Here is a 26,214-nt window from a genome sequence, read left to right as displayed (position 1 = left end):
CCCTTGTATGCGGCTTAGGCCGCCTGGATCAGCGTAAGGCGTCAGAGAACGCGGAGACCACGGCGTGGAAAGCGTCGGGCTCTTCGCGGAAAGGCAGCGCGCCCGCCCGGTTGATCAGGTGGAAATGCGTCGTGGGCTGTCGCTGCGCCAGAATGCGGTACAGCCACATGCCCTGGTCCACGGTCGCCAGCGGGTCGTGCGTGCCCCAGATGACCTGTACCGGCACGGGCACGCCGCCATCGCGGCATAGTTCGAACAACCGGGCCTTGGAGCGCGCCAGGGAGGCGGCCCAGGCCTGGCGGGTGGCGGCGTCCGCCATGTGCGCGGCGGCGGCCAGCGCGGGTGCCTGCCGCGCCGCTCGCACGCAATCGTCCAGCACATCCCGCACGTGGTGGTGCGAGTAGGACACGCGCTCGAGCGCCCAGCGCTGGCTGTCGCGGGTGCCGGCCGGCAGCGGCGGATGGGCCAGGGTCAGGTTCTCGACGCCGTCGCCGGTAGGCGCCGCGGCGACCGACGACACGACGCTGACGGCCTCGACATAGCCTGGCTGGCGGCAGGCCAGCAGCAGCGCGGCGAGCCCGCCTGTGTCGTGCGCGACGATGTGGCAGCGGCGGATGCCGGCGGCGCGCAGCACGGCATCGATGTGGTCGATCATGCTCTCGATGCTGTATGTGGAAGCGTTCCCTGCCGATCCGGCCGCGGTCGCGGCTTCGGTGCCGCCGAAGCCCGGCAGGTCCAGCGCCAGGACCGCGCCGTCCGCCGCGAAGCGGCGCAGCACCTGGCCCCAGATGTGGGCGCCGCTGCCATACGGTGTCAAGCCAGGCGCGCCGCCATGGACGAACACCATGGCGGTCCCGGCATCGGCGTCGCCGCCGCGCAGGATGCGGGCGGGACGGCCGCCCATGTCCAGCATGCAGGTTTGCAGTCCAGGGAAAGTCATCGATGCATCGTTCATGGCCAGGTCCTTATGCGTTGCCCACGGCGTCCGCGGCGTCCACGGCGTCCGTGTCGCACGCCACGCGATGCAAGGCGAAAAAGCGCGCGAGCAGGGCGTTGAATTGCGCGGGGTGTTCGCGGAAGGGGAAATGTCCCGACTCATTGATGACACTGAACAGGGCGTCGCGCTGATGCCGCGATACCGCGCGGAACAGCTCCATGCCGCGCTCCAGCACGGCGGTGCGGTCGTTGTAGCCCCATATGATCTGCACCGGCCGCTGCAACCTGCCTTCGTCCAGCCAGCGCAGCGTCTCGCGTTTCTGCCGGGCGAGCTCCGGCAGGAATACGCGTTCGCCCAAACCTTCGCCGGCCATCTTCGCCACCGTGACGCGATACTTGTCGAGCGCCAGGATGCGCATGACGGCATCCACCCATTCGTCGGTGACGACGCCCGCATCGTGGCTGTAGTTCTCGTAGACCCAGCGCACGGCCTCTCGGCTGCCACGGGGATGCGGCGGGTTGCACAGCACGACTTCGTTGGTGCCCACGCCCGGACTGAGCGTGCCGCTGTTGACGATGGTCAGCGTGCGCACCAACTGCGGGTGTTGCAGCGTCAGGCGCGTTGCCGCATAGCCGCCGCGCGAATGGCCCACCAGATGCACGGGCGGCAGGTCCAGCGCGCGCAGGAACGCGGCGGCATGGTCCACGACCGCCTGCATGGTGTAGTCCTGGTCGCGCAAGGGGTTGCCCGTTTCGCCTTGTCCCAGCTTGTCGAAAGCGATCGCGCGGTAGCCGGCGTTCGCCAGGGCTTGCAGGTTCAGGTTCCAGGTATAGGCGCTGGAGGCGCCATCGGCCATGCCGAAATTGCCCCCGTAGATGAAGACCACGGGCTCGCCACTGCCCGTCTCGAAATAGCGGGTGCCGACCTGCCCCACGTCCACCCAGCGGCCCGGCGGCATGCCGGTAGGAGCGGGGGCGGTGGCGCATCGGAGATCTGGCTCTGTCATGGCTTCGGTCCTGTGTCGAGGCCAGGCCAGAATAAAAATATCGCCGTAAGTCGTCCAATATATAATCGGCACCACGGTAATGCTGAAAAGGTATTACATGGAATTGCGCCAGTTGCGGTATTTCATCGCGGTCGCCGAAGAACTCAGCTTCACCCGCGCGGCGGCGCTGCTGCACGTGTCCCAGCCGCCCGTGAGCCGGCAGATCATGCTGCTGGAAGCGGAGATCGGTACGCCGTTGTTCGAGCGTTCCAAGCAGTACGTGCGGCTCACCGCCGCGGGCGCGCATTTCTACGAGCAGGCGCGAGCCCTGGTCGCCGCCGCGCAGGCGGCGGTCGTTTCCACCCGGCGCGTGGCGGCGGGACAGGTGGGCAAGATCGCCATCGGCCTGGGCGGCACGGCGGCGTACCTGTTTCCGGACGCGCTCGCGCTATTCCGCCGCCGCCATCCCGAAGTGGAACTGGTGCTCAATCCGCTGAACCTGGCCTATCACCAGGCGGCCCTTATCGAAGGCCGCATCGACGTGGGCCTGGTGGTGCTACCCATCGACGACGACGAGCTCGAAACGCGCAAGCTGACGCGCATGCGCCTGCTCGCCGCGCTGCCCGCGGAACACGCCTTGGCCGCGCGTCGCGGCCTGTCGCTGCGCGACCTCGCGGACGAGGATTTCGTCATGGTGCCGTGGTCGAAGGGACGCGGCTTCGGCCGGCTGGCGCTGCAGGCCTGCCGGCGCGCCGGCTTCGTGCCCAACGTCGTGCAGGAGGCCGAGCCCATGGAGTCGGTGCTGGGCATGGTCGCTGCCGGAGCCGGCGTGGCGCTGGTGCCGGAGTCGATGGACAAGCTGCATGGCCGCAAGGTGGCGTACCGGCCGATCAAGGAATCGTACGCCGCCGCCGATATCGCCATCGCCTGGCGCAAGGGGGATGCATCGCCCATCCTGCGCGCGTTCCTGGCATGTTGCCCGAATGGGGGCGGCGGTACGCGCAAAGGCGCCGGCTAGCTCGCCTTTTCCCACACCTGCCGCGCCGCGCGCCTGCCGTCTTCGCAGACCTGTTCCAGGTCGGCGTACACCGGCCGGCCCTGGTCGACGACGATATCGCCCGCGACGATCACCGTTTCGACGTCGCGTCCCTGGCCCGTGTGCACCAGCGTGCCGGCAGGATTGACTAGCGGCACCCAGTGCGGCCGGTCGGCGTTCAGCAGGACGATGTCGGCCTGCTTGCCCACGCTCAGGCTGCCCAACTCGTCGCCGAGGCCCATCGCATCGGCGCCGCCCTGGGTGGCCATGTGCAGCACGTCGGCGGGTTGCCAGGCATCGTCGACCCGGCCTTCCTGGATGCGCGCGGTCGCCAGCGCCCAGCGCATCAGTTCGATCATGTCGCCATGCTGCGTGTCGGTCGCCAGCGCGATGTTCAGGCCGGCGCGGCGCAGCATGGGGGTGGGCGCCAAGCGGCCCGATGCGGCGTTGCACTTGGGGATATGCGCGACGTGCGCGCCGGCCGCGGCCAGCCGGGCGGCGTCGTCCGGCGATACGTAGATGCAGTGGCCGGCGATCAGCCGGTCGTTCAGCAGGCCGGCCTCGTCCATCACCTGGGTCGAGGTCTTGCCGCAGCGCGCCCGCACGCGTTCGACCTCGGCCTGGCTCTGGCCCAGGTGCGTGTTCACGCGCAGGCCGAGCCGGCCGGCATGCAGCGCGACATCCGCCAGCAATTGATCCGAACAGGTATCGGCCGCATGCGCGGCCAGTTGCACGGTGACGCGGGGATGTCCCGCCCAGCGATCCGCCAGTTGCAGTCCGCGCGCGAGCAGGGCCGCGCCGATGGCGGGCTCGTGCACCCATTCGCGGCTGCGGGCGACGCGGTCGAAATCGACGTCGAGGATGCGCCAGCTGGGCGCGACGCGCGGCCCCAGGGCGGCAATGGCTTCGGTGGTGCTGTCCGCGTGGGTGAAGTGGTCGCCGATCACGGTCGAGCCCGCCAGCAGGGCCTCCATCGCGCCCAGTCGCGCCAGCCCGCACGCCTGTTCGTCGTCCAGGTCGGAAGCCTTGGGGATGCCCGGCGTATAGGAAGGCGCGAAGCCGAGGTCGGCGGCGACGCCGCGCACCATCGTCAGGACCGAATGGGTATGGACGTTGACGAAACCCGGCGTGGCCACGCGTCCGGTGCCGTCCAGCATGCGGGTCGCCTGCGCGCCCGGCGGCACGCCCGCGCCTATCCAGGCGATGCGCCCGTCGCGTACGCCTATGCTGGCGTGCGCGATACATGGATTCGCCGGGTCGACCGTCAGCGCCGTTACGTTGGTGATCAGCAGGTCGAAGAAGGGCGCGGCATTCATGCCGGGCCCCCCACGTCCCCCGCAGTCCCCGCGTCCGTCCACGCGTCCATGCGCGACAAGGCGGACAGCCAGGGTGCGTGGCGGCGCGTCGCGCGCCGTGGCCGCGCGGGGGCCGGACGATCGCAGCGCAGGAAACGGCCCTGGCCCGCCTGTCCCTGGAAGACGCCGTCGGCATAGACCACCTGGCCACGGCTCAGCGTGATCGCGGGCCAGGCCTGCACCGTCCGGCCTTCGTATGGGGTGTAGTCCACGTTGTGGTGCAGATCGCCGTTGCGGATCACGCGTGTGATGCCGGTATCCCAGATCACCATATCGGCATCCGCGCCGATGGCGATGGTGCCTTTGCGCGGATACAGGCCGTAGAGCTTGGCCGGCTGGGTGGACGTCAGCGCGACGAAGTCGTTGATGTCCATGCGCCCTTGCAGCACGCCTTCGGAAAACAGCAGCGGCAGCCGCGTCTCCAGGCCGGGTATCCCGTTGGGCACGTGGTTGAAGGGCGTGTGCTCGCCCTCGGGTTTCTTGCCGCCCGGGCCGTCGAAGCGGAACGGCGCGTGGTCGGACGAGAAGACCTGGAACGTCCCGTTGGCCAGGCCGTTCCAGACCGCCTGCTGGGCGGCTTCGTCGCGCGGCGGCGGGCTGCAGATGCAGCGCGCCCCGTGCAGCAGGTCGCCTTCCAGGTCGGCCGCGGTCAGGAAAAGATATTGCGGGCAGGTCTCGGCGTAGATCTTCAGGCCGCGCGTCTGCGCCCAGCGGATCTGCTCGATGGCGTCGGGGCCGGACACGTGCACGATCAGGATGGGCGTATCCAGCAGTTCGGCCAGGGAAATCGCGCGGTGCGTCGCTTCACGCTCGGCCACCGGCGGCCGCGACAGCGCGTGATAGGGCGGCGTGTCCAGTCCTTCGGCCAGCATGCGGTCGGCCAGCCAGGCGATGCAGTCGCTGCTTTCCGCGTGGATCATCGTCATGGCGCCGTGGCGCCGCGCCGCATACAGCACGTCGAGGATCTGGCGGTCGTCCAGCTTCAGGTCGTCATAGGTCATGTAGATCTTGAACGACGTATAGCCCTGGGCAATCAGTGCCGGCAGCTCTTCGTTCGTGACGCTGGGCGTGGCGTCGGCGACGATCATGTGGAAGGCGTAGTCGATGCAGGCCTGGCCGTCGGCCACGGCGTGGTAGTCGCGCACCGCCTGCGCCAGCGATTCGCCCTTGAGCTGCGCCGCGAACGGGATCACCGTGGTGGTGCCGCCGCAGGCGGCGGAGCGTGTGCCCGACAGGAAGTCGTCGGCCATGACCGAACCGTCGCCGGTCTTCTGCGCCAGGTGGCAATGGGCGTCCACGCCGCCCGGCAGCACCCAGCGGCCGGCGGCGTCGATGTCACGGGCGCCCGCCGGCAGCCCGCGCGCCAGCGCGGCGATGCGGCCGTCGATCACGCCGATGTCGGTCTCGAAAACATCGGCCGCGGTGGCGACGCGGGCATTGCGCACCACCAGGTCGTAGGCGGCGCCGCCGGGCGAGACGGGCGCGCTCATGCCACCTCCTGGAACAGCGAGCCCCAGCCGTGCACGCGTCGCACATCGCCGCCGGCGATCCGCAGCGACTTCCACACGGCGGTGGCGATGGTGTCGTAGATGGGAATGCCGACTTCCTGTTCCAGCTCCCGCACCAGCGGGGCGCCGCGCAGATTGGTGCAGAAGATCGAGATGGCCTGCGGTTTGGCGGACGCGACGTCGCGCACCATGCCGCGCAGCGTATCGGCGTCGACGTCGGAGAAGGAAAAATTGTCGCGCTTGCCCAGATGCCGTTCGGCCACGCACTCGTAACCGGCTCGCGCGTAATTGGCCAGGATGCGCGCCTGCACGTCGTCGGTGTAGGGCGTCACCATCGCATACCGCTTGACCTTGGTCAGTTCGAAGATTTCATTCAGCGCCAGGACCGAGGTGCAGGCCGGAATGCCGGTAGCGGCCTCGATGCGGCGGCACAGTTCATGGTCGGCCTCGAAACCCAGCCAGCCGGACGAGGTGCCGTTCCAGCAGATCACATCCATCCTGGCATGCGCCAGCAGTTCCGCGGCGCGCAGGATGGGCGTGTCGTCGAACTGCGCCAGCGCGCTGTCCGACAGCGCGATCTCGGTGACGGGAAAGCGGCCGAAATGCGCGCTGGCGTCGTCCAGGCCGGCGAGCATGGCGCTGGTCACGGGTTCCAGCACGGTGTTGGAGGAAGGGGTCAGCATGCCGAGCAGCAGGCGTTTCATCGTCATGGTTTGGGTTCCAGCTTGGAGTCGCCGTGGCCAGCCTTACGCCGCGCGGGCCAGCGCGGCCTCTTCGCGGATCAGGCCCAGCACGTGGCGCTTGATTTCGTTGAACACCGCCGACGTGGTGTCGCGCGGCCGGGGCAGGTCGATGGGTATCAGTTCGCGGATGCGTCCGGGCCGGTGCGTCATGACGGCGACCTGGGTGCCCAGGATCAGGGCTTCTTCCACGCTGTGCGTGACGAAGACGATGGTCGAACGGGACTTCTGCCAGATCGATACCAGTTCTTCCTGAATGTCGGCCTTGGTCTGCGCGTCGAGCGCGGCGAAAGGTTCGTCCATCAGGATCACACCGGGATTGAGCAGCAATGCGCGGGCGATGCCGACGCGCTGGCTCATGCCGCCCGATAGCTCCGAAGGGTAGTGGTCCTCGAAGCCGGTCAGCCCCACCAGGTCGATGTAGGGCTGCGCCAGCCGGCGGCGTTCGTCCTTGGACTTGCCGCGCAGGCGGTAGGGGAAGGCCACGTTGTCCCAGACCGGCAGCCAGGGCATGAGCGTGGCCTGCTGGAACACCATGCCGCGGTCGGCGCCCGGCCGCGTCACGGGCTTGCCTTCGACAGTGACCCGGCCGGTGGTGGGATGCTCGAAGCCCGCCAGCATGTTCAGCAGCGTGGACTTGCCGCAACCGGATGGCCCCAGCAGGCACAGCAGCTCGTGATGGCCCACGCTCAGCGAAACGTCCTGCAGCGTCAGCAGTTCGGTATTGCGGCGCGAGTCGTAGAAAGTCTTGCCGATGTTCTCGAATACGACGTGGCTCATCGTCCGCCTCCCGCGGCTTGCTGGCTGCCCTGCAGCGTCGAGCCGCGCTGCCAGTGCAGGCAGGCATTCATGATGGTTTTCAGCAGCAGGTCCGACAGGTAGCCCAGCAGGCCGATGCTGACCATCGCGGCGATGACCAGGTCGTAGCGCAGGAAGTAATAGGAATCCCACAGTGAATAGCCCAGCCCGCTCTTGACCGCGACCATTTCGGCGGTGACCGTGAGCATCCAGGCGGAGCCGATGGCGATGCGCAGGCCGGAGAAGATACTGGGCAGCGCGGCGGGCAGCACGACGTGGCGCAACAGCTGCCACTGTGTCGCGTCCATCATGGCCGCGGCGCGGATCAGGTTGCGATCCACGTTCTTCACGCCATGGATGGTGTTCATCAGGATGGGAAAGAAGGCGCCCAGGAACACCAGGAAAATGGCCGGCTTGTTGGCGATGCCGAACCAGATGATGGCCAGGGGAATCCACGACACCGGCGGGATGGGCCGCAGCACCTGTATCGTCGGTTCGATGGTCTTTTCGACCCAGCGCCACCAGCCGATGGCGATGCCCAGCAGGATGCCGCTGACCGCCGCGATCGCATAGCCCGCCAGCACGCGCAGCAGGCTGGCGAAGGCGGCCGGCAGCCATTCGCCGCTATAGGATTGCGTGCTGCCGTCGGTGCCGAAGATCCAGTCGGCCCAGGTCCACAGCACGCGCGACGGCGCGGGCAGCAGCGCGGGCGGAATCAGGCCGGACCGGGAGAATGCCTCCCAGGCGAGCAGGACGACGAGCGGCACCACCAGCCGCTCCTTATGGGCGAATAGACGCATCGAATTCTCCGTGCCGGGGCGTCAATCGCCCAGGTCGCTCTTGGATTTGCCGGTGGCCTTGACCAGGAAGCTGTAATCCATGTGCGAGGGGATCTGGCCGGTGACGTCGGTGGACACGTAGTGCAGGTCCTTCATCATCTTGGCGATGGCCAGGGTCTGCTTCTGGTACATCGCGTAGTCGGGATAGGCGTTCTCCAGCGCGGAGGCGGCCACCTTGGGATCCAGCGCGGTGTACTTGGTGATGCTGTCGATCCACACCTGCCGGTCGCTCTTCAGCTTGTCGACCAGCGCGACCACCGCGGTCACGGTCGCCTGCACGGCCTGCGGCTTGTCCTTGATGACGTCCGAGCGCGTGACGATCAGGTTGGTCAGCTTGCCGGCGGCCTGGTCATAGGGGAAATCGAAATGCTTGCCGGCGCCCGTCATGCGGATCTGCGAGGCGAAGGGCTCCACCGTGGACACCAGGTCGATCTCGTTGCGCTGCAGAGCGGCGGCGTGGTCGGCGGGATTGGGGATGTTGATGAACTGCACGTCCTTGTCCGGATTGATGCCGTGCGTCGCCAGCACGCCCCGCATGTGCAGGTCCTGCGCGTTGCCGCGCGAGGCCGCCACGCGCAGCGGCTGGCCGGCCTTCTTGCGGTCGGCGACCAGTTTCTTCAGCGCGTCCCAGTCGTCGGCCTTCAGGTTCAAGGCCGGGGCGGACAGCATTTCCGAACCGCCGTTGACCTGGCCGGAGACGGCGACGACGTCGAAGCCCTTGTCCAGCGCGGTGACGAAATGCAGGTAGGTGACCTGCGCCACGTCCACGCTCTTGGATACCAGCGCCGTCAGCACGTCGTTGCCGGAGGTGAAGGCGGTGGCGTCGATGGTCACGCCCTTGGCCAGCTGCGGCGTCAGGCTCATGGGCACGCAGTGCGCGCATTTGGCGAAACCCAGCTTGATTTCGGGGTCGGCGGCCTGCGCGGCGCTGTACGACCCCGCCAGGGTTACCAGGGCGATGGCGGCCATCGCTTTGATGAAGGACATGGGAAAAGCTCCTGTAGTGCGTGATCGATACGGATTGAAAGGCCGCGCGCCGTTGGGCGCGTGCCGCGGTACACGATGATCAATCCCTGCTCAAGCAATACCTGTGCCAACTTTTCGATTGGATTGTGCACAATCAGGAGCGGCTTTGTGCCCAGGAAAAAGGGCTGGTTCGAGGTGCCCGGCAGCGGAAGGCCTGTGCGCCCGCATGCGTCAGAACGGGGCGCCCTGCACCTGAAAGGCGCATGGTTCGGTGCGTGTTTTCCAACGATGGGGCGGCGGGAAGCGGACGGGCAACTCAGGCGCCGGCCCTCAAGCGCGTCGCGGCGCGCCGTCCGACCGTGGGCAATTTGCCGCATCGCATCGCGCCACATTTCCATTTGGATTGCGCGCAATCTAGAATGTCGGCCATGCTCGCCAACGAAGAAATCCATCGCAAGCTCCAGCAGGCGGTGTTCGAACACCGGCTGCTGCCCGGCACCCGCCTGGTCGAAGACCATCTGGCCGAAGTCACGGGCAGCACGCGCGGCCGGATCCGGCAGGTATTGGCGCGCCTGGCGCATGAAAACCTGGTCACCCTGATCCCCAATCGGGGCGCTTTCGTCGCCAAGCCCAGCGTGGAGGAAGCGCGCGAAGTCTTTGCCATGCGGCATATGATCGAGCCGCCCATGGCCGAGCTGCTGGCGCGGGACTGCAAGGCCGCGCAGGTGGGCCGCCTGCGGGCGCACGTGCGCCGCGAAGCCGCGGCGCGGCGGGCCGGGGAGCGCGCCGACATCATCCGCCTGTCCGGCGAGTTCCACCTGCTGATGGCGGAACTGACCGGCAATCGCATCCTGATGCGCACGCTGCGCGAGCTGTGCGCGCAGACCTGCCTGGTCATCACGCTGTACGACAAGCCCAATACGCCGGCGTGTCCCCACCAGGAACACGAAGACGTGATCGACGCCATCGAAGCCCGCGACGGCGCGCGCGCCGCGTCGTTGATGCGGCATCACCTGCAACACATCGAGGCCACGCTCGCGCTGGAAGAGCCCGAAGCCGCGGCGCGCGTGGACCTGCAGTCCCTGTTCGCGTCATAGCGGCCGCGGCCGCCGGTTCGAATTTGGAGAACGCGCGCTGCGAAAATCTGTAATGGACAGTGCGGCGCGCGACTTCCAGAATCGGGCGCATCCCGCCTTTCTGGAATGCGCACCATGCCGACCGCCGCCGACTCCCTGGTTTCCTGGTCCACCGTCGACCTGCGCCGCGCCATCGGCGACAAGACCATTTCGCCGGTCGAGCTGCTGCAGGCCTGCCTGGACCGCATCCAGGCGCTCAATCCTTACCTGAACGCCATTACCGCGACCTGCTACGACCGCGCCATGCAGGAAGCGCGCGAGGCCGAGCAGGACGTGCTGCGCGGCTTGCCGCTGGGCCCGCTGCATGGCCTGCCCCTGGGGGTGAAGGACCTGGAGGAAACCGAAGGCCTGCTGACCACGTTCGGCTCGCCCATGTACCGCGCGCACGTGCCCGCCGCCGACAACCTGATGGTGGGGCGCATGCGGCGGGCGGGCGCCATCGTGGTGGGCAAGACCAACGTGCCGGAGCTGGGCGCGGGCGCGAACACGCGCAACCCGGTCTGGGGCGCCACCGGCAATCCCTTCGATCCGCGCCTGAATTGCGGCGGCTCGTCCGGCGGTTCGGCCGTCGCGCTGGCGACCGACATGCTGCCGCTGTGCACCGGATCGGATACGGGGGGATCGCTGCGCATCCCCGCCGCCAAGTGCGGGGTGATCGGCTTCCGGCCTTCGCCGGGACTGGTGCCGGTGGAGCGCCGCGCGCTGGGGTGGACGCCGATCTCGGTGGTCGGCCCCATGGGACGCAATATGGACGACGTCGGCCTACACCTGTCCGCCATCGCGGGCCGCGGCGACTGCGATCCGCTGTCCTATGACGTGGACGCGGCGGCCTTCGCCAGCCTGCGGCCGCGCGACCTGGGCAGCCTGCGGGTGGGCTACACCGTGGATTTCGGCGTCTGCGACGTGGACGACGACATACGCCGCGTTTTCCTGGCCAGGATAGACGCCATGCGGCCGCTGTTCAGGAGCTGCGATGAAGTGCGCCCCGACCTGGGCGCGGCGCATCGCTGCTTCGACGTGATCCGCGCGGCCAACTACGTGGCCCGCTACCGGGACGCCTACGAGGCCGACCCGAACAATCTCGGGCCCAATCCGCGCGCCAACTACGAAATGGGCGCGTCGATGACGCTGGCCGACCACACCGCGGCGCACCTGGACCAGACCCGCATGTTCAAGGCGTTCCAGACCCTGTACCGCGATTACGACATCATCCTGGCGCCGACCACGCCAGTGTCGCCTTTCCCCTGGACGCAGCTGGCGCTGGACCGCATCAACGGCAAGGCGCAGGAAAACTATTACCGCTGGCTGGCCCTGACCTATGTCGTGACCCTGATGACCAATCCGGCGCTGTCCATGCCATGCGGCCGGGATCATGCCGGGATGCCCTTCGGCATGCAGGTGATCGGCGGCTTCCGGCAGGACCTGGCGCTGCTGGAGATCTGCAAGTCGCTGGAATGGGCCTGGGCGCGCCAGCCCGAGCTGGCCCGGCCGCTGCCGGACCTGGCGTGCCTGCGCGCGCAGCCGCCGGCGGATTTCCGCGCCGGCATTGTCACCGCGCCGCCGGACGCCGCGCTGGCCCAAGGGCATGCCGGCGCGCAGCGCGCGGCGGGGTCGGTGGACGTCGCGGTCTGATCCCGCGCCCTGGGGATATCCCCATCAGGGCGACTACGTACTGCCCGCAAAGCCGCGCCAGCACTGGCTTTGCGGGCAGTTCTAATTTCGGCAACGGCAGCCGGCGAATTTTGAAATTGTTGACCGCCTAACCCGACCCTAGAATTTTTTGCACCGCGCAAATGCCCGCATCGGCACGCGTGGAAACGCGCGCCGGGCGACAGCGGCACGGCGCCTATCCGGGTTTTCCACGACGAGGTCAGATGGTTTCCTACATCCTGCGCCGGCTGCTTGCCACCTTGCCCGTCATGCTGTTCGTCGCGCTCTTCGTCTTCGCGCTGCTGGACCTGGCGCCGGGCGATCCCGCCGCGCTGCTGGCGGGAGAGGACGCCACCGCGCAGGACATCGCCCGCATACGCGCCACGCTGGGATTGGACCAGCCGTTCCTGCTGCGGTTCGGCCATTGGATCTGGGCCGTCCTGCACGGCGACCTGGGCACGTCGCTGTTCACCAGCCAGCCCGTCACCTACATGATCGGCCAGCGGCTCGCGCCGACCTTCAGCCTGATGGTGATGACCTTGATCCTGTCCGTGCTGGTGGCCGTGCCCCTGGGCGCGCTGGCGGCGTGGCGGCACAACGCCTGGCAGGATCGCGGCATCATGGTGGGCGCGGTGCTGGGCTTTTCCGTGCCTTCCTTCGTGGTGGGCTATCTGCTGGCGTGGACGCTGGGCCTGCAGCTGCGCTGGTTTCCGGTGCAGGGCTACGCGCCGCTTTCGCGCGGCCTGTGGACGTCGCTGCACACGCTGGTGCTGCCGGCGCTGGCCCTGGGCAGCGTGTATATCGCCCTGATCACGCGCATCACGCGGGCGACCTTGCTGGAGACCCTGTCGCAGGACTACGTGCGCACCGCCCGCGCCAAGGGCGTGCATGACCGCACGCTGCTGTTCCGCCATGCCTTGAAGAATGCCGCCGTACCCATCCTGACCGTGATCGGCAGCGGCGTCGCGCTGTTGATCAGCGGGACCGTCATTACCGAAACCGTGTTCTCCATTCCCGGACTGGGACGGCTGACGGTGGATGCCATCCTGCGCCGCGACTATCCGGTGATCCAGGGCGTCATCCTGTTGTTCAGCTTCATGTACGTGCTGATCAATCTGGCGGTGGACCTGCTCTATCGCGTCTTCGACCCAAGGATCAAATACTGATGCGCGCCTTCATCCGGACGATGCGCGAGCATCCGACCATCGCGCTGGGCGGGCTGCTCCTGCTGCTGCTGATCATGATCGCCGTCTTCGCGCCGTGGCTGCATACGGTCGACCCGACGGCGCTGTCGCCGGTCAACCGGACGCGGCCGCCCAGCGAACGCTTCTGGTTCGGGACGGACCTGCTGGGCCGCGATGTCTATTCGCGCGTGATCTACGGCGCCAGGGTGTCGCTGATCGTCGGCTTCACCGTGGCCATCCTGTCGACCCTGGCGGGCGTCGCGATCGGCCTGGCGGCCGGCTTCGTGCGCTGGATCGACGCGGTCGCCATGCGCATCATGGACGGCTTCATGTCCATCCCCACCATCCTGCTGGCCATCGCGCTGATCTCGCTGAGCCGGGCTTCGCTGCACAACGTGATCTTCGCCATCACGCTGGCGGAGATCCCGCGCGTCGTGCGCCTGGTGCGCGGCGTGGTGCTGTCGCTGCGCGAGCAGCCCTTCGTCGAATCGGCGGTGGCGGCGGGCGCCAGCCGGCTGCGCGTGGTGCTGCGGCATATCCTGCCGAACACCATCGCGCCCTTGACCGTGCAGGCCACCTATATCTGCGGCGTCGCCATCCTGGCCGAAGCGGGCCTGTCCTTCATCGGCGCGGGCGTGCCGCCGGCCACGCCATCGTGGGGCAACATCATGGCCGAAGGCCGCGCGCTGTGGCAGATCAAGCCTTACCTGATCGCCTTTCCGGCGATCTTCCTGTCGGTCACCATCCTGGCCATCAACATGCTGGGCGACGGGCTGCGCGACGCCATCGATCCGCGCATGGCGAAGAGGATCTGACCATGGCGATCGACATGGATCCCACGCGTGCAAAGGACGCCGGAGCGGCGGGCGACATGCGCCAGCATGAGCGCCGCGTGCTGGACGTCGCCGGGCTGACGGTGGCGTTCGGGCCGGCCTCGCAACCGGTCGCGGCGGTCGAAGACATCACCCTGCATGTGGATCGCGGCGAAACGCTGGCCATCGTCGGCGAGTCGGGGTCGGGCAAGTCGGTGACGTCGCTGGCGATCATGCGCCTGGTGGAGTTCGGCGGCGGGCGCATCGCGCGCGGCCGCATGACCTTCCGCCGCCGCGACGGCACGATCGTCGACCTGGCGGCCGCCGGCAGCGAGCAGATGCGCGCCATGCGTGGGGCGGACCTGGGCATGGTGTTCCAGGAACCCATGACGTCGCTCAACCCGGTCATGACGATAGGCGCGCAGATCGTCGAAGCCATCCGGCTGCACCAGCCCGGCGACGCCCGCGCCGCCGAGGCCGAGACGCGCCGCATCCTGGACCGCGTGCGCATCCCGGACGGCGCCGCGGTCATGCGCCGCTATCCGCACGAGTTGTCGGGGGGCATGCGCCAGCGCGTCATGATCGCCATGGCGCTGTCCTGCAAGCCGGCGCTGCTGATCGCCGACGAGCCCACCACCGCATTGGACGTGACCATCCAGGCGCAGATCCTGCAGCTGGTGCGCGAGCTGCAACGGGATATGGATATGGGGGTGATCTTCATCACCCACGATATGGGCGTGGTGGCGGAAGTGGCCGACCGCGTGATGGTGATGCGCCGCGGCCGCGCCATCGAAAGCGAGGGCGCGGAGGCGCTGTTCGCGCACCCGCGCGAACCGTACACGCGCGCGCTGATGGCCGCCGCTCCCAAGCTGGGCGCCATGCGCGGCACGACCGCGCCGGCGCGTTTCGACCTGCTGGAATCGGAGTCCCCGGGCGCCGCCGCTTCCGCGCCGCCGGCAACGGCGCGGGCAGGGCAGGCGTCCGCCTCGACACAGGCGCCAGCAACAACGGCAACAATGGCAGCACCGCCGGCGCGGCCGTCCGCGGCGGTCCAGGATGCGCCGACCAGACATCCCATCCTCCGCGTGCGCGACCTGGTCACGCGCTTCGACGTGCGGGGCGGCATCCTCGCGCGCGTGAAGCGGCGCGTGCATGCGGTGGAGAAGGTCAGCTTCGACCTGAACGCCGGTGAAACGCTATCGCTGGTGGGCGAATCCGGCTGCGGCAAGACCACCACGGGCCGCTCCATCCTGCAGCTTGCCCGGGTCACGTCCGGCAGCGTCGAGTTCGACGGCCAGCAGGTCCGCCCCGACGATCCGCTGTCGCTGCGCACGCTGCGGCGCGGCATGCAGTTCGTCTTCCAGGATCCGTTCGCATCGCTGAACCCGCGCATGCGCGTGGGCGAATCCATCAAGGAACCCATGCTGATCCACGGCGTCGCCAGCGGTGCGGAGGCCGACCGCAGGGTGGCGTCGCTGATGGAACGCGTGGGCCTGGACCCGGCCATGGCCACGCGCTGGCCGCACCAGTTCTCCGGCGGCCAGCGCCAGCGCATCTGCATCGCCCGCGCCCTGTCGGTGAACCCGCGCGTGCTGATCGCCGACGAGTCGGTGTCCGCGCTGGACGTCTCCATCCAGGCGCAGATCGTCAATCTGCTGATCGACCTGCAACGCGAGCTGGGCGTGTCCTACCTGTTCATCTCGCACGACATGGCGGTGGTCGAGCGCGTCAGCCATCGCGTGGCCGTGATGTACCTGGGCCAGATCGTCGAAATCGGCCCGCGCCAGGCCGTCTTCGAAGACCCGCGCCACCCCTATACGCGCAAGCTGATGCAAGCCGTGCCGGTGCCCGATCCCCGGCGCCGGCGCGAGGTCCGCCTGGACAACGCCGAGCTGCCCAGCCCGGTGCGTCCGCTGGACTACGAGCCGGACGTGCCGCCGCTGGAACAGGTCGGCCCGGGACACTATGTCGCCCGCCATAAGGTCGGGGGGTTGTATTGAGCGCATTCATCTCTTGAGAACGGGAGCCACACATGGACCGCAGGACCTTCCTGATCACCACCTCCGCCAGCGCGGCCAGCCTGGCCTTGCCGGGCTATCTGCGCGCCGCGCCGCGCGTCGAATTCCGCTGGGTTCCGCAGACCGACCTGACGCTGCTCGATCCCACGTTCACGACCGCCACCATCACCCAGAACCACGCGCAGATGGTGTTCGACACGCTGTACGGCATGGACAACGACTACCAGCCGCATCCGCAGATGGCGGCCGGCCATGAAATGGACGCCGACCAGTTGCGCTGGGTGATCACCCTGCGCGACCAACTGGTGTTCCATGACGGCTCGCCGGTGCGGGCACAGGATGCGGTGGCCAGCCTGCGCCGCTGGGCGCAGCGCGACCTGATGGGCAAATCGCTGATGGCCGCCACGGCGGAGCTGACCGCGCTCAACGACAAGCAGTTCCAGTTCAAGCTGAAGCAGCCTTTCCCGCTGCTGCTGCACGCGCTGGGACGCCAGACCGGCAGCATGGCGGCCATCATGCCCGAGCGCCTGGCCAAGGGTCCGGAGGACAAGCCGGTCACGGAGATGATAGGCAGCGGCCCGTTCCGTTTCATGCGCGACCAATGGGTATCGGGCTCGCGCGTGGTCTACGAGAAGTTCGCCGGCTACGTGCCGCGCAAGGACAGCTTCCCGCCGCAGTTCAGCGCCGGACCGAAGGTGGCCTATATGGACGAGGTGCGCTGGAACGTCGTGCCCGACCGCGCCACCGCCATCGCCGCCCTGCAGGCGCATGAGGTCGACGGCGTGGAAGCCGTGGACAAGGACTTCATCGGCGCGCTGAAGGCCGATCCGTCGATCACCCTGCTCAAGCGCAGCCTGCCCACCGTCGCCATCCTGCGTTTCAACCACCTGCAGCCGCCGTTCAACAACGTGCTGATGCGGCGGGCGGTGCTGGCGTCGATCAACCAGACCGACTACATGACGGCCATCAACGGTTCGGATTTCAAGGAGTACTGGACCGACCGCATGGGCGTCTTCGTGCCCGGCACGCCGATGGCGACCGAGGCCGGCATGGACAAGCTGACCGGCAAGCGCAACCTGGACAAGGTGCGCGCCGACATCAAGGCGGCCGGCTACAAGGGCGAACCCATCGTGCTGATCGATCCGGCCGACTTCCCCGATTACCACGCGGCGGCGCTGGTCACCGCGGACCTCTTCAAGCGCATCGGCCTGAACGTCGACGTGCAGACCATGGACTGGGGCACCGCCGTGCAACGGCGCAACAACCAGGACGCGCCGGGCAAGGGCGGCTGGAACATCGCCTTCACCGGCCTGACCGGCCCCAACAACCTGGATCCGGCCGGCCACCTGGCGTTGCGCGGCAACGGCAAGGCCGCCTGGTGGGGCTGGCCCGACAGCCCCAAGCTGGAGCAGTTGCGGCAGGACTGGTTCAATGCCCCCGACCTGGCGACGCAGAAGAAAATCTGCGAACAGATCCAGCTGCAGGTCATCGAAGACGTGCCCTACGTGCCGCTGGGCGCCAGCTACCAGGTCAGCGCCTACGGCGCGGAATGGAAGGACTTCCAGCCGCAGCTGCCCCTGTTCTATACCGCCCGCAAGGCCTGACGCCAGGAGGCCATCATGCATGCATCCGGTCCACGCGTCGCCGTACTGGGTTTCCATCTGGAGTCGAACGCCTTCGCGCCGGTGTCGGTGGAGGCCGACTTCCGCGCGCAGTGCTGGGAAGCGGGCGACCGTATCAGCACCCTGGCGCGGCAGGTCAGCCATCTGCCCAGCGAGCTGCCCGGCTTCTACGAACGCATGGACACGCGGGGCCCCTGGCAGCCCCTGCCGCTGATCGTCATCGGCGCGCCCCCGGGCGGGCCGGCCAGCGCATCGGTCTGGGACACCTTCCTGCGCGAAGTGCGCGAACGCCTGCAAGCGGTATTGCCCGTGGACGCGGTGTACATCGCGAACCACGGCGCATCGACCGCGGAAGGCGAAGACGATACCGAGGCCGTGCTGGCCACCCTGCTGCGCCGGATGGTGGGCCCGGACGTGCCCGTCGTCGCCACCCACGACCTGCATGCCAACGTATCGGCCACCACGGTGGAGGCACTGGACGCCCTGATCGGCTACCGCACCAACCCGCACGTCGACCAGCGCGAGCGCGCCGCCGAGGCCGCCGACCTGCTGCACGAAATGCTGGCGGGCATGAAGACCGCGACCGCCTATATCCGCTTGCCGCTCACCCCGCCGTCCGTGACGCTGGGCACCGCCGCCGGTCCCTATGCCGATCTGATCCAGCAGGCGGAGGCCTGCATGGCGCCGGCCGGGCAGGGGCCGATCGCCAATGTGTCCGTGCTGGGCGGTTTCGTGTTTTCCGACATCCCCAAATGCGGGCTGACCGTCAACGTGACGGCGCGCGGCGACCTGGCGGCGGCGCGGCGCACGGCCCTGGCCCTGGCGCGGGCGGCGTGGGACGACCGCCACCGCTATGTGCCCGACATGATCGAGGTCGACCGCGCCGTCGTGCTGGCGCGCGAGTCGACCGTGCCGCTACTGTTTGCCGACGTCGCCGACAATCCCGGCGGCGGCGGGCGCGGCAGCACCGCGTGGCTGCTGCAGGCCTTTCACCAGGCCAATGTGCCCGGCACGGTACTGGGCGTGTTCGTGGATCCTGACCTGGCGGCGCAGGCGCATGAACTGGGCGTGGGCGCGTCGTTCGACGCCGTCTTCAACCGGCAGGAATCGGAGTTCTCCCGGCGCTTCCAGGCGCCGGCCAGGATACTGACGCTGACCGATGGCGAAGGCATCGGCCGTCGCGGGGTCATGCGCGGCCGCAAGTTCTCGCTGGGTCCCAGCGCGCTGCTGCAGCTCGAAGGGTCGGGCCTGCGCGTCATCGTGGGCAGCCTGCGCCGCCAGCTGGCCGAGCCGCGCATCGTCGAAATGCACGGCATCGACATCGCCACGGTCAGCAACCTGATCGTCAAGAGCCGCGGGCACTATCGTGCCGGTTTCGACGAGTTCTTCACCCCCGATCGCATCCACGACGTGGATAGCCCGGGCCTGACCACGCCCAACCTGAAACGGGTGGACTTCCGCCATCTGCCGCGTCCGGTGTGGCCCATCGACACGGACGTGTCATGGCGGGAACCCGACTGGGCCGGGCAGGCAGACTAGGGCCGGATCCGGTTCGGCGCCTCAGGCAGCCGCCGTCACGTCGCGCACGATGGCTTGCACGATGCGCGTAACGCTGGAAGGCAGCTCGCGGCCCAGCATGGTCTGGATGTGGAAGTGCCGCTGGTGCAGGTCGGCATTGGTCAGCGGCACGGCCACCAGCTCGCCGCGCTGGATGCCGGCCAGCACCGTCAGTCGGCTGCCGAAGATGATGGGACCGTAGTTGCGGCTCAGGTTCTGCAGCGCGCCCATATTGTTGCTGGTCATCACCACGTTCAACTCGATGCCTTCGTGCATGCAGCACAGGTCGACGATGAAGCGGATGGTGCTGCCGTGGCCCATCAATGCGACGGGGTAGCCAGCGATCTCCTGCATCGACAGCAGCGCGTGCCCCGCCAGCGGATGGTCGGGCGGCATGACCGCGCAGACCGGCAGGATGCCGACGTGCTGGATCTGCACGCCTTCCGGCGCGGACAGGCTGTAGCTGACGCCGATATCGTCCTTGCCTTCGCGCACGCGGCGGTTGATTTCTTCCGATTGCAGGATGTTCAACTGGAAATGCACGCTGGGCTCCTGCTTGCGGAACTCGCCGATCAGCCGCGGCAGCAGTTCACGGCCGAACGCCTGGTTGGCGGAAATCTTGACCATGCGCTGGCCGACCTGGCTCAGGTCGCGCACGTCCGAACGCACGCGCTCCGCATCCAGGTGGGCGCGCCGCGCATATGCCGCCAGCAGCTGGCCCGATTCCGTCAGCACCATGCCGCGCGCATGGCGGTCGAACAGCACGGTGTCGTATTCGTCTTCCAGTTTGCGGATCATGCGGCTGACCGCCGACGGCGCCACGTGCAGCGCCTGCGCGGCGACGGTCAGCGATCCGTTGTTGACGACTTCCAGGAAATACTTGAGCGCGGTATTGAGCATCGGTGATCGATAGGTTGTGCGGGCGGGGAAGGGCCTACTTCGACGTCAGGTCCAGGTTGGCGAACACGTCGGCCAGCGTGGGCGTGGAGCGCGCGGGCCAGATGGCGCTCAGGTCGAAGCTGGGCAGGCTTTGGCCATCGGCCACGCGGCAGAAGCGCACGCCGCGGAAATCCAGCGATCGTATCCAGCTGGGCAGCAGCCCGACGCCGCAGCCCCCGGCCACGCAGGCCAGCACCGTCAGCGTGCGGTTGGCCTCCTGCGCGACGTGCGGAGCATGGCCGGCCTTGCGCATTGCGTCCAGTATGGACTCGTACAGTACCGGCAACTGCGAGCGTGGATACAGCACCAGGCCGGCGTGGGCGATCTGCGCCAGCGTGACGCTGCCGTCCGCCGCCACGTCGAATTCATCCGGGACGGCGGCCACCAGCCGGTCGCGCAGCAGCTGGCGTTCGCGCATGCGGCCGCCCACGGCGACCGGCGTGTGCATCAGCCCGATATCGATTTCCCCGGTCTGCAAGGCGTCGGCCTGTTCCGCATTGCTCATCTCGCGCAGGATCACGCGCACGCCGGGCGCCCGCTCGCGCATCTGGCGCAGCGCGCGCGGCAGCGTATCGAACAGCGCGGACGATACCAGTCCGACGGTGAGCTGCCCCGCGCTGCCGCGGCCGATATCGCGCGCCCTGGCCGCGGCGGCGTCGATGCGGGCCACGCTGGCGCGCACGTCTTCCAGGATGTCCAGCGCCGCGGGTGTCGGCAAGGCGCCGCGCCGCGAGCGCTCGAACAGGCGCACGCCCAGTTCCTTTTCCATCCGCACCAGCGCCTGGCTGAGCGCCGGCTGCGCCAGTCCCAGCCAGGCCGCGGCGCGGCTGACACTGCCATGGTCGATGACGGCCAGGAAATAGCGCAGGTGACGGGTTTCCATATCGTGACGATATATAAGAGCGACATTCGGAACATAGAAAACTATACATGGCTTGCCTAGAATTCGCCGCATCGCCATCCTTGGAGCATTTGCATGGCCGTATCCGCCCCATCTCCCGCCATCGGCAGCGGGACCGCGACGTCGGCACGGGTGGCCGCGATAGACACGCACGCGCATGTGTTCGTGCGCGGGCTGGCGCTGGCCGAGGGTCGTCGCTATACGCCCGGGCACGACGCCACGCTGGCCGATTACCTGGCGCAGCTGGACGCGCATGGATTGACGCATGGCGTGCTGGTACAGCCCAGCTTCCTGGGCACCGACAACCGGTATCTGCGGAATGCGCTGCGCGCCGGCCGCGGGCGCTTGCGGGGCGTCGTGGTGATCGATCCCGCCTGCACGGACGATGAGCTGGCGATGATGGCGGACGACGGCGTCGTGGGGATGCGCCTGAACCTGGTGGGCAAGGACGTGCCGCCGCTCGATGCGCCCCCCTGGCGGGACCTGCTGGCGCGCATCGTGGGGCTGGGCTGGCACGTGGAAGTGCATCTGCCGGCCGCGCGCCTGCCCGCCGTCATGCCGCGGCTGCTGGACGCCGGCTGCGCTGTGGTGGTCGATCATTTCGGCAGGCCGGATCCCGCGCTGGGCGTGGCGGATCCCGGCTACGGCTACCTGCTGCGCCAGGCCGGCACCGGCCGGGTGTGGGTGAAGCTTTCAGGCGCCTACCGCAACTGGCCGCACGAGCAGGCCGCCGAGGCCGGCGCCGAAGCCACGCGGCTGCTGCTGGACGCCTACACGCCGGCACGCCTGCTGTGGGGCAGCGACTGGCCGCATACCGAACATGGCGACATGGCGTACGGCGCCGCGTACGCGTGGCTGCGCCAGTGGATCGCCGAAGACGAAACGCGGCGCATCATCCTGGGGGACACCGCAGGGCGCCTGTTCAGGATCGACGGGTAGCGCCCTTCGGCGCTGTCCGGCTTACTTGTTCCATACAAAACCAAGGAGACACACCATGCATACCGATTCCAGGCATATCGTGGCGCGCCGCGGGCGCACCTTGCGGGCGCTGCTGGCGCCGCTGGCCGCGCTCGCGCTGGCCGCGACGACGGCGGGCGCCGCGGCGGCCTATCCCGACCGGCCCATCACCCTGGTCGTCACCTATCCTCCCGGCGGCACGGTGGACCTGGTCGCGCGCCTGATCGGTCCGCGCCTGTCGGCCGAACTGGGCCAGTCCGTCATCATCGAAAACAAGGGCGGCGCCGGCGGCATGATAGGCGGCGCGTATGTGGCCAAGGCCGCGCCGGACGGCTACACGCTGATGATGGACGCGTCCAACCACGGCCAGAATCCCGCGCTGCACAGCAAGATGACCTTCGACACGCTGCGTGATTTCGCGCCCGTCTCGCTACTGCTGCGCGTGCCTAACATCCTGGTGGTGACGCCGTCGTATCCCGTGAAGACGGTGGCCGAGCTGATCAAGCTGGCGCAGCCCAAGGACGGCCCCTTCGTGTACTACGCGTCGTCGGGACCCGGATCGGCGCAACACCTGGCCGGCGAACTGTTCAACTTCCTGGCGCATACCCATATGCAGCACGTCGCCTACAAGGGCGGCGGTCCCGCCATGGTCGACGTCATGTCGGGCCAGGTGCCGGTGATGTTCGCCAGCATGGGATCGTCATGGGCGCACGTGCGCAGCGGCAAGCTGCGGGCGGTCGCGTCCGGCGGCACGCAGCGGTCGGCGTCCGCCCCGGACCTGCCCACCATCGCGGAATCCGGCGTGCCCGGCTATGCCTCCTACGAATGGAACGGCGTGTTCGCCCCCGCCGGCACGCCGCCGGCCATCATCGAGCAGGTCTCGAAGGCCCTGGCCCGGGTGCTCAAGGACCCGCAGGTCTCGAAACAGCTGACCGATATGGGCGCGGAAATCGTCGCGTCCACCCCCGCGGAGCTGGATACCTTCCGACGCGCGGAAATCGACAAGTGGAAGAAGGTCGTGGACGAAGCGCATCTGCAGCTGGACTGACGCCGGCCGCGCACCGCTTACCGCTAGCTGCTCGCAACGCGCGCGGGCGGGCGGACGCGCTATGGCCCGGTGGGGACCCATGGTAAGGTCGCTTTCTTCGCGCCGCCCCATCTGGACGGCGGCCTACCCGCCGGACGGCAAGCGCCTTCCGCCAGTGGGGACTACATGGACCTGCGACAACTCGAATACTTCGTCCACGTCGCCGAGCTGGGCAGCTTCACCAAGGCGGCGGCGATCCTGGATGTGGCGCAGCCGGCGCTCAGCCGGCAGGTGCGGCGGCTGGAAATCGAACTGCGCCAGACGCTGCTCTATCGCAACGGGCGGGGCGTCACGCCCACCGAAGCCGGCAAGCGGCTGCTGGCGCATGGACGCGGGATATTGCTGCAGTTCGATCGGGCCCGCCAGGAAGTCGAGGACGCGCGCGGGTCGCCGGTCGGCCGCGTCGTGGTCGGTGTGCCGCATTCCATCGGCCGCCTGTTGACCGCGCCCTTTGTCGGCGAGTTTCGCCGCGCCTTTCCCCGCGCCACGTTGAGCATCACGGAAGGCCTGACCGTGCATCTGCACGAATGGCTGTTGTCCGGCCGCATCGACGTCGCGGTGCTGCACGATCCCATGCCCTCGCCGGGGCTGGAGTTCCTGCCGCTCAGCGAAGACCCGCTGTTCCTGATCGAGCGGCGCGGCAAGGCACGCGCCGCGCCGGGCGCCACCATCGCCGTCAAGGAATTGTCGGAAGTCCCGCTGATCATCCCCAGCCGGCCACATCCCCTGCGCATGCTGATCGAAACGCGCCTGGCCAGCCTGGGCCGCAAGATCTCCATCGCGCTGGAAATCGATGCGGTCGGCGCCATCGTGGACCTGGTGACGCAAGGCTACGGCCATGCCATCGTCACGCAGAACGCGCTGCTGATCGCCGCCGACGCCGCCAAGCTTACGGCCCGCCGCATCGTGTCGCCACGCATCACCAGCACGTTGGCGCTGGCCACGTCGGCGGAACGTCCGGATACCGTGCTGGGCCGCCAGACCGCCGCGCTGATCGCCGGCTTCGTACCGCAAGCGCTGGCGCAAGCGGCACGGCGCGCCGGCGGCCGTCGCAAGCCATAGCGACCCGGCGTTGACGCCCATTTGAAACGCGGCGCCTGTAGCGAGCTATTCATTCCTGTAATAGCAGCTAGACAGGAAATGCCGTTCCGCTCTCGGCGTGCCGCCCCTATAGTCACACTTCTATACATTTGATGAGCGCCGGCCACCGGCGCCAGCAGGAGAGCGGCGTGTTGATCACCGACACCCAAGTGCATCTGTGGGAAGCCCACCGGCCCGATCGTCCGTGGCCGGCGGAAGAAGTCGAACGCAAGGTCTTCGTGGCCGTCGAGGGCGCCCGCCCGCATCGCGAAGCGCCCTTGGGCGCGGAAGAATTCCTGGCGACGATGGATGCGGCGGGCGTGCAGCGCGCCATCATCGTGCCGCCGTCGCCGGTGGGCGACAGCAACGACACCGCGCTGGAGGCCGCCGCGCGCTATCCGCAACGCCTGGCCATCATGGGCCGCTTCAACCCCGAAGCGCCCGACGCGCGCGAACGCCTGGAGCATTGGCTGGACCAGCCCAATATGCTGGGCATCCGCATGACCTTCCACAAGCCCAAGTGGAGCGGCTGGCTGGAGCCGGGCGGCATGGACTGGTTCTGGGCGGCATGCGAACGGCTGGACATTCCGCTGATGCTTTTCGTGCCCGGCCACGTCGACAAGATCCCCTACCTGGCCCAGCGCTATCCGGGCCTGCGCATCCTGCTGGACCACATGGCCCGGCGCAGCAACCTGCGCGACGCCGCCGCCTTCGCCGACCTGGACGACCTGCTGGCGCTGGCCCGCTTTCCCAACGTATCGGTAAAGGCCTCGGCCGCGCCGTGCTACAGCAACGAGCCTTATCCCTTCGCCAATCTGTACCCCTACCTGAAGCGCATCTTCGAGGCCTTCGGCCCGCGGCGCACGATGTGGGGTTCCGATTACACCCGCCTGCCGTGCACGTACCAGGAATGCGTGGACCACTTCCGCATCGCCCTGGATTTTCTCGACGAGGACAGCCGCGCGTGGGTCATGGGCAAGGCGGCCGCACACATCCTGCGCTGGCCGGAGTCGGCGTATACCGGCGACGCTTGACGCCACGGGGGGGCGCAGCCCCCTTTTTTTCGTACCAGCCTTACACACAACAAAGAGAGCAGACATGACATCAGCACGTTTCCGCGCGCCGGCCTGGCTGGCGGCGGTATCCCTGGCTGTCGCCGCCGTCGTCCCCATGGGCGCCGCGCGGGCCCAGGCCAACTACCCCGACAAGCCGATCCGGATGGTGGTGCCGTTCCCGCCCGGCGGCGCGGTGGACATCCTGGGCCGCCTGGTGGCGCAGCACATCGGCCAGCAGATGAACCAGTCCATCGTGGTGGAAAACCGCTCCGGCGCCAATGGCAGCGTGGGCAACGAGGCCGCTGCCAAGGCGCCGGCCGACGGCTACACCATCCTGCTGGGCGCCAACGGCCTGGCGACCAACGTCGCGCTGTATCCGAAGCGGCCCTTCGCCGAACTGAAATCGCTGACGCCCATCGCCTATGTGGGATCGTCGCCGCTGATCATGATGGTGCCGGCGGATTCTCCCGCCAAGTCGCTGAAGGACATCGTGGACGCGGCCAAGGCCGATCCGGGCAAGATCAGCTATGCCTCGGCCGGTCCCGGCAGTTCGGCCCACCTGGGTTCCGAGCTGCTGAAGTACGTGACCAAGACCAATATGCTGCATGTGCCGTACAAGGGTGGCGCGCCCGCCATCGTGGACCTCACGGCCGGCCGTGTGGACTTCATGCTGCTGGATCCGGTGCAGGGCCTGTCGCAGCTACAGTCTGGCCGCCTGCGTGGCCTGGTGGTGGCCAGCAAGGACAGGCTGGCACTGCTGCCCAACGTGCCTTCCGCCGCGGAAGCGGGCTTCCCCGACTTCGAGGCCAGCGTGTGGTGGGGTTTCATGGCGCCGAAGGGTACGCCGCCGGAAATCGTCAGTCGCCTGAACGCGGAGATCAACAAGGCCCTGACCAGCCCGGACGCACAGAAGGTGCTCGCCGGCATGGGGGTGAGCACCAAGCCGGGCACGCCGGAGGACTTCGGCAAGTACCTGGACGCCGAAGCCGCCAAGTGGGCGACGGTGATCAAGTCGGCTGGAATCACGGCCGACTGATCACGCTGGCGGCGCG

The 26,214-nt window shown here is 68.3% G+C and carries 23 protein-coding genes; 13 read left to right on the top strand and 10 right to left on the bottom strand.

The window, feature by feature from the left end; genetic code table 11:
• Positions 1–28: 28 nt before the first annotated feature.
• Both CAL26_RS22285 and CAL26_RS22280 read right to left on the bottom strand, forming a co-directional pair.
• Positions 29–955, bottom strand: coding sequence for an alpha/beta fold hydrolase (locus CAL26_RS22285; RefSeq protein WP_179283437.1), 927 nt, complete (start codon positions 953–955; stop codon positions 29–31).
• A gap of 10 nt (positions 956–965) precedes the next feature.
• A complete protein-coding gene (locus CAL26_RS22280; protein ID WP_094848887.1) occupies positions 966–1,943 on the bottom strand; it encodes an alpha/beta fold hydrolase in 978 nt (325 codons plus the stop codon).
• 79 nt (positions 1,944–2,022) lie between these two features.
• Between CAL26_RS22280 and CAL26_RS22275 the strand changes: the two genes are divergently transcribed.
• Positions 2,023–2,940 carry a LysR family transcriptional regulator gene (locus tag CAL26_RS22275; RefSeq protein ID WP_094848886.1) on the top strand — a complete coding sequence of 306 codons (918 nt, stop codon included), beginning with the start codon at positions 2,023–2,025 and terminating at the stop codon, positions 2,938–2,940.
• Here the strand turns inward: CAL26_RS22275 and CAL26_RS22270 are convergent.
• Genes CAL26_RS22270 through CAL26_RS22245 form a run of 6 tightly spaced genes read right to left on the bottom strand, consistent with a single transcriptional unit; the run spans position 2,937 to position 9,185 of the window.
• Positions 2,937–4,274: an amidohydrolase family protein gene (locus tag CAL26_RS22270; RefSeq protein ID WP_094848885.1), complete on the bottom strand. Its 1,338-nt coding sequence runs from the start codon at positions 4,272–4,274 to the stop codon at positions 2,937–2,939. The two genes, CAL26_RS22275 and CAL26_RS22270, sit on opposite strands and share 4 nt — an antisense overlap.
• A complete protein-coding gene (gene hydA / locus CAL26_RS22265; protein WP_094848884.1) occupies positions 4,271–5,803 on the bottom strand; it encodes a dihydropyrimidinase in 1,533 nt (510 codons plus the stop codon). The genes CAL26_RS22270 and hydA overlap by 4 nt, the downstream gene beginning before the upstream one ends.
• Positions 5,800–6,525: a maleate cis-trans isomerase family protein gene (locus tag CAL26_RS22260; protein ID WP_444876514.1), complete on the bottom strand. Its 726-nt coding sequence runs from the start codon at positions 6,523–6,525 to the stop codon at positions 5,800–5,802. The genes hydA and CAL26_RS22260 overlap by 4 nt, the downstream gene beginning before the upstream one ends.
• A gap of 42 nt (positions 6,526–6,567) precedes the next feature.
• Positions 6,568–7,341: an ABC transporter ATP-binding protein gene (locus CAL26_RS22255; protein WP_094848882.1), complete on the bottom strand. Its 774-nt coding sequence runs from the start codon at positions 7,339–7,341 to the stop codon at positions 6,568–6,570.
• Complete coding sequence (locus tag CAL26_RS22250; protein WP_094848881.1) at positions 7,338–8,159, bottom strand: ABC transporter permease; 822 nt, start codon at positions 8,157–8,159, stop codon at positions 7,338–7,340. Before CAL26_RS22250 ends, CAL26_RS22255 begins: the two co-directional genes overlap by 4 nt.
• 21 nt (positions 8,160–8,180) lie before the next feature.
• The gene (locus CAL26_RS22245) at positions 8,181–9,185 is read right to left on the bottom strand and encodes an ABC transporter substrate-binding protein (protein ID WP_094848880.1); all 1,005 of its coding nucleotides are present in this window, start codon (positions 9,183–9,185) and stop codon (positions 8,181–8,183) included.
• 407 nt (positions 9,186–9,592) lie between these two features.
• Between CAL26_RS22245 and CAL26_RS22240 the strand changes: the two genes are divergently transcribed.
• The 7 genes from CAL26_RS22240 (at position 9,593) to CAL26_RS22210 (ending at position 19,125) form a co-directional block, all read left to right on the top strand.
• A complete protein-coding gene (locus tag CAL26_RS22240) occupies positions 9,593–10,261 on the top strand; it encodes a GntR family transcriptional regulator (RefSeq protein ID WP_256988563.1) in 669 nt (222 codons plus the stop codon).
• A gap of 114 nt (positions 10,262–10,375) precedes the next feature.
• A complete protein-coding gene (locus tag CAL26_RS22235) occupies positions 10,376–11,932 on the top strand; it encodes an amidase (protein ID WP_094848878.1) in 1,557 nt (518 codons plus the stop codon).
• A gap of 242 nt (positions 11,933–12,174) precedes the next feature.
• Complete coding sequence (locus CAL26_RS22230) at positions 12,175–13,116, top strand: ABC transporter permease (protein ID WP_086066792.1); 942 nt, start codon at positions 12,175–12,177, stop codon at positions 13,114–13,116.
• On the top strand, positions 13,116–13,949 hold the full coding sequence (locus tag CAL26_RS22225; protein ID WP_094848877.1) for an ABC transporter permease: 834 nt from the start codon (positions 13,116–13,118) through the stop codon (positions 13,947–13,949). Before CAL26_RS22230 ends, CAL26_RS22225 begins: the two co-directional genes overlap by 1 nt.
• Positions 13,950–14,005: 56 nt before the next feature.
• On the top strand, positions 14,006–15,946 hold the full coding sequence (locus CAL26_RS22220; protein WP_094850021.1) for a dipeptide ABC transporter ATP-binding protein: 1,941 nt from the start codon (positions 14,006–14,008) through the stop codon (positions 15,944–15,946).
• Between the two features lie 32 nt (positions 15,947–15,978).
• Positions 15,979–17,568, top strand: a complete 1,590-nt coding sequence (locus tag CAL26_RS22215; RefSeq protein WP_094848876.1) for an ABC transporter substrate-binding protein — start codon at positions 15,979–15,981, stop codon at positions 17,566–17,568.
• Between the two features lie 15 nt (positions 17,569–17,583).
• Positions 17,584–19,125, top strand: a complete 1,542-nt coding sequence (locus tag CAL26_RS22210) for a M81 family metallopeptidase (RefSeq protein WP_094848875.1) — start codon at positions 17,584–17,586, stop codon at positions 19,123–19,125.
• A gap of 21 nt (positions 19,126–19,146) precedes the next feature.
• On the opposite strand, the gene CAL26_RS22205 is transcribed toward CAL26_RS22210, so the two are convergent.
• Positions 19,147–20,043, bottom strand: coding sequence for a LysR family transcriptional regulator (locus tag CAL26_RS22205; RefSeq protein WP_094848874.1), 897 nt, complete (start codon positions 20,041–20,043; stop codon positions 19,147–19,149).
• 34 nt (positions 20,044–20,077) lie between these two features.
• Entirely contained in the window at positions 20,078–20,965 is an 888-nt protein-coding gene (locus CAL26_RS22200) for a LysR family transcriptional regulator (protein ID WP_094848873.1), read from the bottom strand.
• Between the two features lie 93 nt (positions 20,966–21,058).
• Between CAL26_RS22200 and CAL26_RS22195 the strand changes: the two genes are divergently transcribed.
• The 5 genes from CAL26_RS22195 to CAL26_RS22175 all read left to right on the top strand — a co-directional run bounded on the left by CAL26_RS22195 (position 21,059) and on the right by CAL26_RS22175 (position 26,198).
• Positions 21,059–21,922: an amidohydrolase family protein gene (locus CAL26_RS22195; RefSeq protein WP_094848872.1), complete on the top strand. Its 864-nt coding sequence runs from the start codon at positions 21,059–21,061 to the stop codon at positions 21,920–21,922.
• 55 nt (positions 21,923–21,977) lie between these two features.
• On the top strand, positions 21,978–22,988 hold the full coding sequence (locus tag CAL26_RS22190; protein WP_094848871.1) for a tripartite tricarboxylate transporter substrate binding protein: 1,011 nt from the start codon (positions 21,978–21,980) through the stop codon (positions 22,986–22,988).
• Positions 22,989–23,153: 165 nt separating this feature from the next.
• Positions 23,154–24,089: a LysR family transcriptional regulator gene (locus tag CAL26_RS22185; RefSeq protein ID WP_094848870.1), complete on the top strand. Its 936-nt coding sequence runs from the start codon at positions 23,154–23,156 to the stop codon at positions 24,087–24,089.
• Positions 24,090–24,256: 167 nt separating this feature from the next.
• Positions 24,257–25,141, top strand: a complete 885-nt coding sequence (locus CAL26_RS22180) for an amidohydrolase family protein (protein ID WP_179283436.1) — start codon at positions 24,257–24,259, stop codon at positions 25,139–25,141.
• A 64-nt stretch (positions 25,142–25,205) separates the two neighbouring features.
• Positions 25,206–26,198, top strand: a complete 993-nt coding sequence (locus CAL26_RS22175) for a Bug family tripartite tricarboxylate transporter substrate binding protein (RefSeq protein ID WP_094848868.1) — start codon at positions 25,206–25,208, stop codon at positions 26,196–26,198.
• The last annotated feature ends 16 nt before the right edge of the window (positions 26,199–26,214 follow it).

Source organism: Bordetella genomosp. 9 (assembly GCF_002261425.1).
Taxonomy (GTDB): Bacteria; Pseudomonadota; Gammaproteobacteria; order Burkholderiales; family Burkholderiaceae_B; genus Bordetella_C.
This window is presented reverse-complemented; position numbering and strand designations above follow the sequence as displayed.